This is a genomic window from Pseudidiomarina marina (genome assembly GCF_044807045.1).
GTDB lineage: Bacteria > Pseudomonadota > Gammaproteobacteria > Enterobacterales > Alteromonadaceae > Pseudidiomarina > Pseudidiomarina marina.
Map to the genome: position 1 here is coordinate 1,969,802 of NZ_CP085233.1, position 13,657 is coordinate 1,983,458.

The 13,657-nt window shown below is 45.7% G+C and carries 16 protein-coding genes; all 16 read right to left on the reverse strand.

From position 1 onward, the window contains the following. Window positions 1-58 precede the first annotated feature (58 nt). The 16 genes from htpG to LG272_RS09490 all read right to left on the reverse strand — a co-directional run bounded on the left by htpG (window position 59) and on the right by LG272_RS09490 (window position 13,264). A complete protein-coding gene (htpG, locus tag LG272_RS09415) occupies window positions 59-1,945 on the reverse strand; it encodes a molecular chaperone HtpG (protein WP_126759076.1) in 1,887 nt (628 codons plus the stop codon). 113 nt (window positions 1,946-2,058) lie between these two features. Continuing rightward, on the reverse strand, window positions 2,059-2,667 hold the full coding sequence (recR, locus tag LG272_RS09420; RefSeq protein WP_404408171.1) for a recombination mediator RecR: 609 nt from the start codon (window positions 2,665-2,667) through the stop codon (window positions 2,059-2,061). A gap of 13 nt (window positions 2,668-2,680) precedes the next feature. After that, window positions 2,681-3,013 carry a YbaB/EbfC family nucleoid-associated protein gene (locus LG272_RS09425; protein WP_092855538.1) on the reverse strand — a complete coding sequence of 111 codons (333 nt, stop codon included), beginning with the start codon at window positions 3,011-3,013 and terminating at the stop codon, window positions 2,681-2,683. Between the two features lie 21 nt (window positions 3,014-3,034). After that, entirely contained in the window at window positions 3,035-4,966 is a 1,932-nt protein-coding gene (dnaX, locus tag LG272_RS09430) for a DNA polymerase III subunit gamma/tau (protein ID WP_404408173.1), read from the reverse strand. Between the two features lie 48 nt (window positions 4,967-5,014). After that, window positions 5,015-5,533 (reverse strand): adenine phosphoribosyltransferase, encoded by a 519-nt coding sequence (gene apt / locus LG272_RS09435; protein ID WP_404408175.1) that lies wholly within the window; start codon window positions 5,531-5,533, stop codon window positions 5,015-5,017. Between the two features lie 8 nt (window positions 5,534-5,541). After that, window positions 5,542-5,937, reverse strand: coding sequence for a response regulator (locus LG272_RS09440; protein WP_126759080.1), 396 nt, complete (start codon window positions 5,935-5,937; stop codon window positions 5,542-5,544). Between the two features lie 24 nt (window positions 5,938-5,961). Then, entirely contained in the window at window positions 5,962-6,087 is a 126-nt protein-coding gene (locus LG272_RS09445; RefSeq protein ID WP_276567247.1) for a hypothetical protein, read from the reverse strand. Between the two features lie 44 nt (window positions 6,088-6,131). Further along, window positions 6,132-6,893, reverse strand: coding sequence for a DUF2063 domain-containing protein (locus LG272_RS09450; RefSeq protein WP_404408178.1), 762 nt, complete (start codon window positions 6,891-6,893; stop codon window positions 6,132-6,134). Further along, a complete protein-coding gene (locus tag LG272_RS09455; protein ID WP_126759082.1) occupies window positions 6,890-7,717 on the reverse strand; it encodes a DUF692 domain-containing protein in 828 nt (275 codons plus the stop codon). Before LG272_RS09455 ends, LG272_RS09450 begins: the two co-directional genes overlap by 4 nt. Then, a complete protein-coding gene (locus LG272_RS09460) occupies window positions 7,690-8,109 on the reverse strand; it encodes a hypothetical protein (RefSeq protein ID WP_404408181.1) in 420 nt (139 codons plus the stop codon). Before LG272_RS09460 ends, LG272_RS09455 begins: the two co-directional genes overlap by 28 nt. A gap of 147 nt (window positions 8,110-8,256) precedes the next feature. Further along, window positions 8,257-9,564 (reverse strand): hypothetical protein, encoded by a 1,308-nt coding sequence (locus tag LG272_RS09465; RefSeq protein ID WP_404408183.1) that lies wholly within the window; start codon window positions 9,562-9,564, stop codon window positions 8,257-8,259. 3 nt (window positions 9,565-9,567) lie between these two features. Further along, entirely contained in the window at window positions 9,568-10,179 is a 612-nt protein-coding gene (locus LG272_RS09470) for an energy transducer TonB (RefSeq protein ID WP_404408185.1), read from the reverse strand. Window position 10,180: 1 nt separating this feature from the next. Beyond that, on the reverse strand, window positions 10,181-10,582 hold the full coding sequence (locus LG272_RS09475; RefSeq protein WP_055438210.1) for a biopolymer transporter ExbD: 402 nt from the start codon (window positions 10,580-10,582) through the stop codon (window positions 10,181-10,183). Window positions 10,583-10,594: 12 nt separating this feature from the next. Beyond that, window positions 10,595-11,119: a MotA/TolQ/ExbB proton channel family protein gene (locus LG272_RS09480; RefSeq protein ID WP_404408188.1), complete on the reverse strand. Its 525-nt coding sequence runs from the start codon at window positions 11,117-11,119 to the stop codon at window positions 10,595-10,597. Window positions 11,120-11,123: 4 nt separating this feature from the next. Beyond that, complete coding sequence (locus tag LG272_RS09485) at window positions 11,124-12,485, reverse strand: MotA/TolQ/ExbB proton channel family protein (RefSeq protein ID WP_404408190.1); 1,362 nt, start codon at window positions 12,483-12,485, stop codon at window positions 11,124-11,126. Then, window positions 12,482-13,264, reverse strand: coding sequence for a DUF3450 domain-containing protein (locus tag LG272_RS09490; protein WP_404408192.1), 783 nt, complete (start codon window positions 13,262-13,264; stop codon window positions 12,482-12,484). The genes LG272_RS09485 and LG272_RS09490 overlap by 4 nt, the downstream gene beginning before the upstream one ends. Between the last annotated feature and the right edge of the window lie 393 nt (window positions 13,265-13,657).

The following is a 13,657-nucleotide window of genomic DNA, read 5'->3' on the forward strand; positions in this document are numbered from 1 at the left end:
ACAATGCTCATCCTAAAGCTATTTGCTGGAATTTTCCGCAACTTTGCCGCTTACTTGCTTATGCTTGCGTTAAATCGAGCATCAACTTGTTCATGCGAGCAACAAATTTAGCCGGATCTTTCAAGCTTCCCCGCTCGGCAAGTGTTGCTTGATCAAGCAATACGTGAGCCCACTCGCTGAAGCGACTGTCATCATCCAAAGCGACAATACGCTGAACCAAGGTATGTTCCGGGTTAATTTCAAAAATATACTTGGTTTCTGGTACTTTTTGACCGGCCGCTTCCATTAACTTCGCCATTTGCGTACTCATATCATTATCATCCGTAACGATACATGCCGGCGAGTCAGTCAAACGATGCGTTACACGTACCGATTTTACATTTTCGCCTAAGGCTTTCTCAAAGCGCTTCAATTGTTTCTTAAAGGCTTTTTCAGAAGCTTCGTGTTGCTTCTTCGTTTCGGCATCATCAAGTTCGCCAAGATCAAGGTCACCACGAGTTACTGACTGGAATGATTTTTCCTTGTACTCAGTCAAATGGCTCATCAACCACTCATCGATGCGCTCTGATAACAGCAATACTTCAATGCCCTTTTTGCGGAAAATCTCTAACGCTGGGTTATCACGCGCTGCTTCATAGCTATCGGCCACAATGTAGTAAATCTTCTCCTGCTTTTCCGGCATGCGCTCTATATAGGCATCCAAACTCACCTTGGCTTCACTGGTATCCTCATGTGTTGAGGCAAAACGCAGCAAGCTTGCAATAGTTTCTTGATTGCCATGATCTTCCGCTGGACCTTCTTTCAATACCGCGCCAAAAGTGTTCCAAAACTCTTGGTACTTCTCTGCGTCATCTTTAGCGAGCTTGCTCAGCATACTTAAGATTTTCTTAGTACTACCATTGCGCATTGAGCGAGTAATTTTGTTGTCCTGCAAAATTTCACGCGAAACGTTCAATGGCAGATCAGATGAATCCATCAGACCGCGTACAAAGCGCAGATACGTAGGCATTAATTGCTTGGCGTCATCCATAATGAATACGCGTTTTACATACAACTTAATACCATGCTGGTTTTCACGGTTCCATAAATCCCACGGGGCGCGTTTCGGAATGTAAAGTAGACTTGTATATTCTGAAGTACCTTCAACCTTATTGTGGCTCCACAACAAAGGCTCATCAAAATCGTGGGCTATGGTTTTGTAGAATTCCTTGTACTCGTCATCCGATATTTCCGATTTTTCACGAGTCCACAGCGCTTGACCGGAGTTAACCGCTTCCCAGCCATCTTGTTTGTCGTCGTCATCACGTTTCGGCATTTGCACAGGAATGCTTAAATGGTCAGAGTATTTTGTAATGATACTCTTCAGGCGCCACTCATCGAGATACTCATGCGCATCGTCGCGCAAATGCAAGATAATATCGGTACCGCGTTTTGCTTTTTCGATATCACGTAGCTCATATTCGCCTTCCCCACGCGAGAACCACTCAACGGCGGTATCAGAGCCTGCGGCACGGGTACGAACGGTTACACTATCAGCAACAATAAATGCTGAATAGAAGCCAACGCCAAACTGACCAATTAAACGACTATCTTTTGCTTGATCACCAGACAATTGGCTAAAGAAGTCGGCGGTACCCGATTTTGCGATAGTACCTAAGTTCGTCATCACTTCATCGCGCGTCATGCCAATACCGTTATCACTGATGGTAATGGTACCGGCATCTTTGTCAGCACTAACACGTACGAACAACTCAGCATCATCAGCGAGTAAGCTACTATCGCTTAACGCTTTAAAACGTAGCTTATCGGCAGCATCCGATGCATTCGATACGAGCTCGCGCAGAAAGATTTCTTTATTTGAATAAAGGGAATGAATCATTAAATGAAGCAATTGCTTCACTTCGGTTTGAAAACCGTGGGTTTCTGCTTGACGGGTCTCCGCCATAGTGATTTCTCCTACACTATCTTTCGATTAATCAACAATGATTAGATGGGTATAGGTGAAAGATGGGGATGGCGCTTCGCTTTTCAAGCGCCATTTTCAGTAATTTATTAACGTTAGTTGTGATCGATAACCTTACGACCACTAAAGGCATGCCCCAATGTCGCTTGATCAACATATTCAAGTTCGCCCCCCACTGGCACACCATGTGCAATGCGCGAAGTTCGAATATTCCGAGAACGCGCTAAATCGGCGATAAAGTGGGCAGTGGCCTCGCCTTCAACCGTTGGATTGGTCGCTAAAATAATTTCTTCAATCGCTTCTTGTTGCAACCGTTTTGCTAATACATCCAAACCGATATCTTCGGGGCCAATGCCATCCAACGGTGACAAATGCCCCATAAGCACAAAATAACAGCCTTGATACTGACCGGTCTGCTCTATAGCTAAAACGTCCGCAGGTGTCTCGACAATACACAGCAAACCGCTTTCACGACGCTTGGTATTGGCGCAAATAGCACACATCTGTTCTTCGGTAAGCGTGCGGCATTGATTACAATGCCCCACTTTCTCAACGGCTTCCGTTAATGCCTGCGCTAAGCGTAAGGCACCCTCTCGCTGCCGCTCTAACAAGTGAAACGTCATGCGCTGCGCACTCTTCGGGCCAACACCTGGTAATAACCGTAACGCTTGCACGAGCTCTTGTATTGCCGGACTAAGACGCATGCTTCACCCGTATTTAGAAAGGCATTTTAAAGCCTGGTGGTAAGTTCATACCGCCAGTGACTTCGGCCATTTTTTCCTTGCTGGTTTGCTCAACGCGACGCACCGCATCATTAATTGCCGCAGCAACAAGATCTTCAATCATCTCGCTGTCATCATCTTCAAACAAGCTTGGGTCAATGCTTACGCGACGAACATTATGGTTACCTAACATCGTCACTTTAACCATACCAGCACCGGCTTCGCCCGTTACTTCAAGGTTTGCGATTTCAGCCTGCGCCTTTTGCATACGCTCCTGCATTTGCTGCGCCTGCTTCATCATGTTGCCTAAACCACCACCTTTAAACATAAATACCTCTGTTTTCTATCATTAATCTGGTTTGACGGAATCAGCTTGTAGCTGGGCTCCAAATTCAGTTTCGAGTTGCTGAGCAATTGAGTCCGACGCTAATGTTTGCTGCGCTACACTCAATCGATGCGCATTAATGCGCTGCTGAATTTCAACCGGCGTCGCTGCCTCGCTATCGCCTACCAATATATCACGCAACGTCATATCAAATTGTGTCGCCATTGCTTCTTTAATGGTGACGACGGCCCCATCATTCAACAGGTAGGCCCAGTTTTTTCTCACCATTAAAACGTATTGATCGTGCTCTTTTTGCAACACGCTGTTACGCGCCAACTGCCGCGTTAAACCATGCAAATCAAGCGCATCGATCATCGCTGACCAGCGATCAATTTCTGCGGCCCGTTGCGTGCTATCGGTGATTTGCGCATCAATCTCAGGCATCTCAACAGGCTTGTCTTCCACTGGTTGAGTCGCTGGTCGAGCAGCTTCTTGAAGCTGCTCTTGAGGCGGTTCATGCTCAGTCTGTTGATTCAACTTGGTGTCAGCTTGTTCAACTGCAGATTGTTTCTGAGCAGGCTCGTTGGCAGTGTCACTCGGTGGTGTTACTTCACGATTTTTTTTTTGCGCCAATGCGCTACGTGTTGCTAACAGCGCCTGTAAATCACTTTGCGGGGTGGGCTCTTGCGTCCCTTCTGATTCCGGTTCATCAGCAACCGCATCATAATTTGCCGTATCCTGATGATTCGAATCATCTATCTGATGCACCGGCTCTGCTGGCATATCATCAGTCAAGGCCGATGGCGGCGGTGCTGTTGCCGTGACCGGCTTTACCTTGGTGACTATCTCCGCCGGCGTTTCTACTACCTCAAGATATTCTGGCCGAAATGCCATTAAGCGCAGCAACGTCATTTCGACACCACTACGAACATCACTCGCATAATTCAAATCACGACGACCTTGAACCAATATGTCGTAGAACACCTGTAATAACTCAGCTGGTAACTGCTGTGCTAAATGCTGCCCAGCTGGCTCTAAACCGGTGGCATGGGCGGTTTCTGGCACCGCTTTGTACAATGCCATCTGGTGAATAAGGTTTTGCAGCTCTGGCAATAATCCACTGAGGTCAGGTACTTGTCCCGCAACTTGCTCTAGCGTACTAAGCATTGTTTCCGCATCACCGCTCAACACATTTTGCATCAGGGTAATTAATTGGAAACTCGGAACACTGCCAAGCATTTGTTGCACGCCATGCATGCTTACCGCATGGTCGCCTTGCGCTATGGCTTGGTCCGTTAAACTTAAAGCATCACGCATACTGCCTTGCGCTGCTCGCGCCAACGCCTGTATTGCCGGCTCCTCAAAAGCGATATTCTCGGATTTGAGTACCTGCATTAAGTGGTTGGCAATTTCATCGCGCGACAACGCTTTCAAATTGAACTGCAAACAGCGCGATAGCACCGTAATAGGCAGTTTTTGCGGGTCAGTTGTCGCTAATAAAAATTTAACGTGCTCAGGCGGCTCTTCAAGCGTTTTTAACAAGGCATTGAAGCTGTGGCGCGATAACATGTGCACTTCGTCTATCAGATAGACCTTAAAGCGACCTTGCGTTGGTGCGTACTGCACGTTATCGAGTAATTCGCGCGTATCTTCAACTTTGGTTCGTGAAGCGGCATCGATTTCTAGAAGATCAACAAAGCGTCCCTGATCGATAGCCGTGCAGGCACTGCATTGACCGCACGGTTCCGCGGTGATTCCTTGCTCGCAATTGAGGCTTTTTGCAAGTATTCGAGCAATGGTTGTTTTACCAACACCTCGAGTACCGGTGAGTAACCAGGCATGATGCAATCGACCTGTTTGTAAGGCATTGAATAGCGGCTTCAACACATGTTGTTGCCCAACTACTTCGCCAAAATTTCGGGGTCGCCACTTACGTGCGAGAACTTGATAGCTCATGGCCAATATCTTCTCAATCTGTCGCTTCAGATAAGTAGCTAACTTACCTTAAAATGAGCACAGGGTATAGTATGGAATCTTGGCTTGTTGTAACCGCTGAGCACCTGGTAGATCTGCAAGCGTGATTATAAACGCGCATTCTACAATGGTCGCTTGCTGCTTTTTAAGCATTTCTACCGCGGCTAAAATAGTGCCGCCAGTAGCCAGTAAATCATCAACCACAACCACCTTATCAGCGGCGGTAATGTCGTCTGCGTGAAGCTCTAATTTGTCTTCACCGTATTCAAGCGCATAAGTTTGTGACACGGTTTTGCGTGGTAACTTGCCCGGCTTGCGCAACGGCACAAAGCCAATCCCCATCGCGTACGCTAACGCCGTAGCAAAAATAAAACCACGTGCTTCAATGCCAACAATTTTGGTAACGCCTAGTTCACGATAACGATCTGCAAGAACATTAATGGTTTGTCGAAATGCCTCACCATCAGCAAGTAACGGTGTGATATCACGAAATAATATGCCGGGCTTGGGGTAGTCCGGAATGGCTCGAATATAGCTTTCTATCTGCATTGATTATCTCAGGCAGTTGTTTGTTGCGGATTACCTGTTGTCGCAGCAAGATCATTGAGTAACCCCAATAAGCGTTGCGCTTCGACAGGTTTTGGCAAGCACAAGTTAGCACCGGCTTTGTCTGCCAGCGGTTGAACTTGCGCAGCGTCTTGTGTGGTCATCAAAATAATTGGCGTCTGTTGGTAGTGTTTCGACTGACGCAGATTTTTTATGAGCGCCAAGCCGTCCATTAATGGCATCTTGTGATCCACCAACACCACATCAAAATGCTGACTTTTAGAACGGTTTAAGCCGTCGAGGCCATCATTGGCACAGCTTACCGTAAACGGGCTTTGCTCAATAATCTGTAGCAATTGCTCCCGTGTCGCTGGTTTATCCTCAACCAGCAATAATTGAAGTGACATAATATGCCTATTTAAGTTAACAGCTTACGCTGAAAAGAACTTATACCAGGACAAAACCGCCGGTAACACTGGTACTGCAAGAAATACAATTACTGCAAGCCAGCCCATTTTTACGCCCGATTCATCTCGGAAGTTTTCATTATGCGCCATAAAATACATCCTCACTGACTAAAATTTGCGGTGCGGATCATACTTTAATTGCTGCTTGGGAACAACATGGCTCTTTGATAGAGTTCAGGAACCGTTGCGAGTAAGCCTTGATATAGTTGTTCCTTTGTAAACTGTGGCAGCTGACTCGATAAATAGTCGGCGGCTTCCGCCAAGGTGCTCGAAGAACACTGCAATAAGTAATCCACAAACAACATTGTAACCGCATTGAGTTGCAGAAATTTGACGTTAGATTCCAAATTTCCGTTCTGCATCTGATCAACCCGATAAACGGCTAAGTAGCATGGCTGATTGAGCGGTTCATTTGGTGTAACATCAGGTTGAATAGTATGTACTGGGTAGTCGAATGCATGCCACTGTAACGACGGATTAACTTGCCAACTTGATGCGTCTAATGCGACGTTTAGGGGCGGCTGAAAACATGCTGAATCATAGTGATATACTTCAAGTTCCATACGCTCGTACAAAGCAAGTTGGTAACTCCATTCTGGTAACCACGAGGCTTCATAAATTGCCAAAAATTCGGTGAATTCTGCACCGATTTCGGAAAATAATGGTGATTTAGAATGATGTTGAGCGATAAAAGATTGAAGAATCTCTCGCTCTTGTTCATTTGTAAACGTACTAAATAAAACTGGAAAGCCGCGAGTTATAAAACTCTCAATATTGTTATGAACCAAGCGTTGATATACTTTCAATCGGCGAGCCTCACCTTGTGGTGGTTCTGCCTGAAAAGGATCACGTAACCATCGTGACCATTGCTCCTGAATCCGTCGAAACTCACTCATACAAATTCTGTTTGTTGGGTTACTTTTTTCACGGCCTGCATTTCATCAAGCAACTCAGCCAACGGTGGAATATTAAAATCTCGCTCAAGTAGCACTGGGAACGGGCCATGATGCTGGTAGCTTACTTCCAACAAATCAAAGACTTCCGGCCGAATCGGAGCGCCATGCGTATCAATTAATAGGTCTTCGGCTTCTTCGAAATGACCTGCAATATGGCCATAATTAACTTTTTCTGAGGGGAGGCCTTTGATAAAGGCGACAGGATCGTAACCGTGATTGACGCTATTGACGAATACATTATTCACATCAAGTAGCAACTCACAATTTGATGTTGTTAAAACCTGATTTATAAACTCAAGTTCGCTCAGTTCAGTCGCAGCAGGCAAGTAATATGATACATTTTCTAATATGAGCGGTCTCTCAATTAGCTCCTGCACGCGCTTAACTCGCTGTGCCACATATTCTGCAGCTTCTTCGCTAAATGGGATAGGTAAAAGATCATAAAGATGGCCACCCGCCGAACAATAGCTTAAATGTTCGCTATATCGCTCAATGTTAAAGCGCTCTAGAAAATCTTTAACCTTTAAAATAAAAGCTTCATCGAGTGGATCAGGGCTACCAATCGATAACGAAAGGCCATGACAAAATAGAGGATATCTTTCACGTAGCAGATCAAGCTGGTACGTCGCTTCATAGCCACGTTCAATCCAGTTTTCTGGAGCTATCTCCCAAAAATCAACGACGGGATTCTTCTGCAAAACGTCAGACAAGAACTCCCGTCGTAATCCTAATCCAACTAGGCGCCGCACTTCCCTTCGCCGCATTTACCTTCACCACATTTGCCTTCTTTGGCTTTTTCATTCATGCGTTCTTTGGCTTTGTCATCCATTTTTTCCATGGCTTTATCGCCACCGCATTTGCCTTCGCCGCACTTCCCTTCGCCACATTTACCTTCTTTGTGTTTTTCGGCGTGTTCTTTGGCTTTATCACCACCACACTTACCTTCACCACATTTACCTTCGCCACACTTCCCTTCTTTGGCTTTCTTGGCATCTTTCTTACCACCACAACGCATTTCTTGTTGCTGTTGTTGCTCTTGCTGATAGCCACCTGGTAACTCGGTAAAACCAAATGGATTTGCTGACGCTGTTACACCGGCTGCACCGACTAATAATGCACCTACGGCTACCGAAACTGACTTTTTCATCGCTTTCATTGGTAGTTCCTCTTGTGTTGTTCTAGATCAATAGACTAGCACTTTTTTTAATTCGAAATATATTCTATAACAATAGTTCAGAACAAACAAAAAACCCCGCTAGACAGCGGGGTTTTACTTTATTTTTAACAGTGTACTGTATTCAGCTTACAGTGAAACGCCACGGTTTGAAGCTTTTTGACGAATATACTGTTCCCAGCTCGTCGCATTGCGACGCTGATCGCGATGCTTTTTGGCTTCTTGTACGTATTTTAATGCCTCACGGAAGTTATTTTCATAGAAATATGCTTCTGTTAATGACATATATACGCGACCTGGCTCAGCAATACCTTGGTCTAAAGCTTTCATGTAAGCGTCAGCCGCTTTCATGTACTCTTCACCACGAAGGTACGCGTTGCCTTGGCGACGGAAGAACTCAGCTTTTTCAGATTGAGATTCTTGCAAATTCGCCGACAGACCGTACATTTCAGCTGCACGAACATATTCACGAGCTTGTTCAAAGCTACTTGCCGCACTTTGATAGTTACGCGCAGTTTTCTCAATATCGCCAGCATCAAGATGCTTAACCATAAGAGTCGCTGCTTTGTATGGAATTTGCGAGTTCGCGTACAACTGGATCATTGCCTTAATTTGGCTTTCTTTATCCATGTAGCCCGCTAAATACGCAATCTCTAACGTTTGTAACGCTTTGTCGATGTTCTCAGTCAGCATATAAAGCATGCCTAACTGACTCCACCATACCTTTTCGGTAGGCAGTTTATTCAAACCGACTTCAAGTACTTTAATCGCTTCTTTGTACTGCTCTGTTTCGTAGAAGGCTGCAACTTTCAATACATATGGGTTTTTGTTTACTTCGCCTTCTGATTCAAACGCTTCAATCGCTAAATCAGCTGGACGAACAATTTTATCAAATTGCTTCAACTCGTAATACGCGTTAGCAATTCGCAAAAACACATCTGGATCAGCTTCACCAGTAAACTGTAACCATTTACCGTAATACGTTAACGCCGTACGGTATTCTTCAAGCTGCAACGCTAAGTCGGCAGAAAGCTTCAGCACCAATGCTTGGTCGGCATGACCCAAGATATCAGCATCAGCTGCGCGTTTAACCATATCAAACGCTTTTTCTTCCTGACCGTCTGCTGCATAGAGGTTACCTAGAAAACGATTCACGTAAGCTTTATCGAATTCACTACTTGGATTGATTTCAACCAAGATATCGATAGCACCCTTCGTGTCTTCTTCTTCAGTATACAAATCTAACGCAGTCATCAAACGACGACCCACGCGCTCGCTTACAGTTTGGTTACGGCGACTCTGTTTAGCAGCTTCGACTTGTTCAGCCGATGGCAAGTTGTAATTGATTTCTTGTGAGGCGGCAGGCGCTGAAGCGACTGCCATCACAGTACACAATACACTCGCACTAATTAATATTGTGAGTTTTTTGTGCATCATCTATTACTCCTGATCCAGCGAGAAGTCGAGCTGTACAGTCTGACCTGGCTGACGAACGGCTTTACCGTCAACAACCTTCGGCTTGTATTTCCAACGCAATAACGCACGACGAGCTTCCTGGTCAAATACACGGCGTGGTTCTGAGTTGATTACCTCAACATCAGTTACACCACCAGTTTCGTCGATTGTAAAGCGCAACTGCACCCAACCCTCAATACCATCACGTGCTGCGGCCGGCGGATATCGCGGGTTAATACGTACGATAGGCGTTGCTTCACCATCACGAACTGCTAAACCACCAGCGTTTAACCCTGTATCGGTACCACCAACATCTACGTCAAAACCAAGGTCGAGATTCATGCCATCTGAGTCTGAGGTATCAGGCTCGTTTGGCGGTGTCTCAGGCGGTTGCTCCGGTGGAGGCGGAGGCGGTGGTGGCGTACGGCGACGCTGATCCACATCCGAATCCGGTGGCGTTGTTACAAGTTCGATCGGTGCAGTCGGTGGTGGACCTTCGTTACGTCCCTCACCGCCGCTAATCAAAAAAGCCATGAAAGCGAACAGAAGGAACGTAGCTGCAGCACCTAATAGTATTGATACTATAAAGCGCACCATATTAATCGTCCTCTGCGGCTATGGATATCTTGTCAATACCCGCTTCCTTAATTTGATCCATGACTTTAACGACAACACCATGTTTGGCTTCTTCGTCCGCCTGAATCACTACGATATCAGTTGGCTGTTCTGCCAATAGACGTTCGATGTTCGCGCCTACACGCTCTACATCAACCATACGCTTGTCCATCCATACCTCGCCATTCGCACGAATCGCGATAAAGATGTTGGCAGAAGGTTTCTTCTCTGCCTGACTTGCTTCTGGCTTGTTCACGTCAATACCAGCTTCTTTTACGAAAGAGGTGGTTACGATGAAGAAGATCAACATGATGAATACGATGTCGAGCATCGGCGTCATATCGATCGCTGCATCTTCCTCTTCACGAAAACGTTTACGTGCCATAATTCTTCTCTCTTAATGATGTGGCAAACTGTCGACCAATTTTTCTTTCGCTCGACGCACCCGAGATTCTAGGCGAGAGGCGAAGAACATACCTGACAATGCTGCAACCATGCCCGCCATTGTCGGGATAGTCGCCATCGAAATACCCGATGCCATTAAGCGTGGGTTACCAGTACCTTGGACAGCCATGATTTCAAATACTGCAATCATACCCGTTACGGTACCTAGTAGTCCGATTAGAGGACAAATCGCTACGCAGGTTTTGATCAACAAAATACGCGCATTTAGTTTTTCGTTGGCTTCAGAAATCCATGCATCACGGATTTTGTGAGCGTACCATGAGGTGGTATCTTGCCGAGCGTCCCAATTGCTGATGATTTGCTTCTTCAGCTTAGGGAACACACCGGTTAGGAACCAATAACGCTCAATCATGAGAACCCACATGAGAAAGAGCGCCCCCATGACGACGTACAAGACGTCGCCACCGGTACCCAGAAAATCCCTGATAGATTCCCAGAGCTCCACCAGGTAGACCATAGGATTACTCCTTCTTCTCCGCGTGCGCGGCGACGATACCTGCAGCCTGTTCATCTAATACATGAACAATAGACTTCGCGCGTCCTGCCACAATCGCGTGCACAAGAATCAGTGGCAATGCAGCAATCAGACCCAATGCGGTGGTAACCAACGCCATTGAGATATCGCCTGCCATGATTTTCGGATCACCAGTACCAAACAAGGTAATTGATTGGAAGGTACCGATCATACCAACAACTGTACCCAAGAGACCTAACAATGGCGCGATAGCTGCTAAAATCTTGATGATGTTAACGCCGGCATCAATGCGTGGTGTTTCACGCAAGATTGCTTCGTCAAGTTTCAATTCAAGGTTCTCAGTATCAGCGGTTTTGTTCTCTTGATACACTTTCAAGATACGGCCAAGTGCGTTTTTGTCAGATGGATTCGCAGTATTTTTCAACTGTGCACGCATCTTCGCACTTTCTAAACCTAGCGTTACAAACTTGTAGATTGCGATTAAGAAACCAACAATAAGCGCAACAGTGATCACGTAACCAACTGTGCCACCTTGATGATAGCGCTCTTCAAGTGTTGCTTTTTGAGTTGCAAGGTTCAAAATTTGACCGCGAGCTGGGTCAATGTACAAACCTTCGTAACCAGACTCTGTACTTTCAAATGCTTCAACTGATGACAACACAAAGCCTTCTGGTTGACGACCCAGTGGCTGGATCTCTTCAGAGCTATCGTTGTAGTTGAAATATTCACCATTTGAAATCAGGTTGAATACACCGATACGAGTCACATCGCGGTTTTCAGTTGAACCGTCAAGCAAAGTTACATCGCTGTTGAAAGTTACAACTTTGCCAGATTCCTTCATTTCGGTTAACCATGCTAACCAAAGTTCTTCAAGCTCGGCAATAGTAGGAACTTCTTTTGCTTCAGCGATAGTTTCCAGCACGTCTTCACGACCTGGATACTGAGCGCTAACGATTGAAGTCGCGATACGACCAATCGTGTCGCCTGCTGCACCACGTGCAACACCAACGATTTCACCCAAAGTACCAAGAGCGTTTTGCAACTCCTGTTCTTTGTTTGCAAGTGAGATTTCGTTCTCAGCAAATTCAGCTTGGAGACGTTCGCCTCGAGATTTTTCATTAGCTAATTGACGTTTTGCGTCGTTCAACAAAGCTTGCTTGTCAGCACGCTCTGAGGTGAACTCGGCTTCACGTTGCGCATTAATGCGTTGTGACGCAGCACGGTTTTCTTTCACTAATTCAAGTAATTGATCTAGTGATTTCGCTTCATCTTGCGCGTAAGCAGAGCTCGCGCCAGCTGATAATGAGAATGCTGCTGCGACCAGCAAAGATTTCACTAGTTTGTTCATTCTGCACGCTCCGCTGCATAGATAGGCAGTTTAATCAGATCAGGTGCGGTTTGCTTCCGCGCCATACGAATCGCTTTGGTCAATGAGCTAAGGTAAGCGTCATCTAGAGCTTCCCACTCGCCCGATTCTTTGTTGTAAATCCAACCGTTTTTCAGGTCCAAAGATTGAGCCATCAAAGCAGCACGTCCTAAGTGGAAGAAGTCAACAGAGATTTCTTCACCTTCGAACTGCAACTTGCCTTCGTAGGCGATAAGACCAGCACCGTAGTCCATTTCAGCTTGATAAGCTTCAGTGATCTGACGGAATTGCTCAGAAGTCGTTACGTTTGAAGCACCCATGATTTCGCGTAAACGCTCAACACGGTCCAAACGGCGCTCTTTGTGAATTGGAAGATCCAGCTCCACAAACTGCTCCAAAGCGTCGATCATGTTGTACATCAATGGAACCACACCTTGCTTGGTTGCTTCGATGCCGTCGATCTGGCGCTGTAGAGAAGCCAGTGATGCATTTTGATCATCAACGAGACGCTGAACGTGATCATTGTAGACTTTTAGATTTTCGTATTCGTCTACAACGGCACGGTACTCATACAACAACTCTTGGCTCTGTTCGAACAAAGAATCGATTTTTTGCTGAGACCGTTTGTCAGCAGTGTGTGTTTTTGCTTCTTCGTTTTGCAACGTAGAAATGTCTTGGGCAGCTGCGCTAGCGCTACCTGCAATTGCGAACATCCCGATTAGGGCTGCAGCAACTTTGCTTTTATTGATTACTTTGGTCATAGTTCCCAACCAATTTGACTTAACTTTAAGCTCAACGACCTAATGCCGTCAGCCTCCCAGTTATTTGAGTGACGAAAAGAGTTTAATCAACACTTGCAGCTATTACCGATAGAAAGCCTACGGTAATAATGCATCAATACTCCCACGATCGACGCGACGATGTCAACAACGGATATAAGCTAAAATTCACACTAAATATAGATAAAATCTCGTTTACAGCATCTTAACAGTTGTGAATAAAAGCGGTGTTTAATTGCATAATTACCCGCATCCTTTTGACCACAAAATCTTTCATTTTTGAAAGCCGTCCACTTGGGTTAGACTCACATAAACGCCTTTTATTCAATTTTTAGTAAAAAATAGGCTTTGTATGTCGAACCAAACAGTAATTTC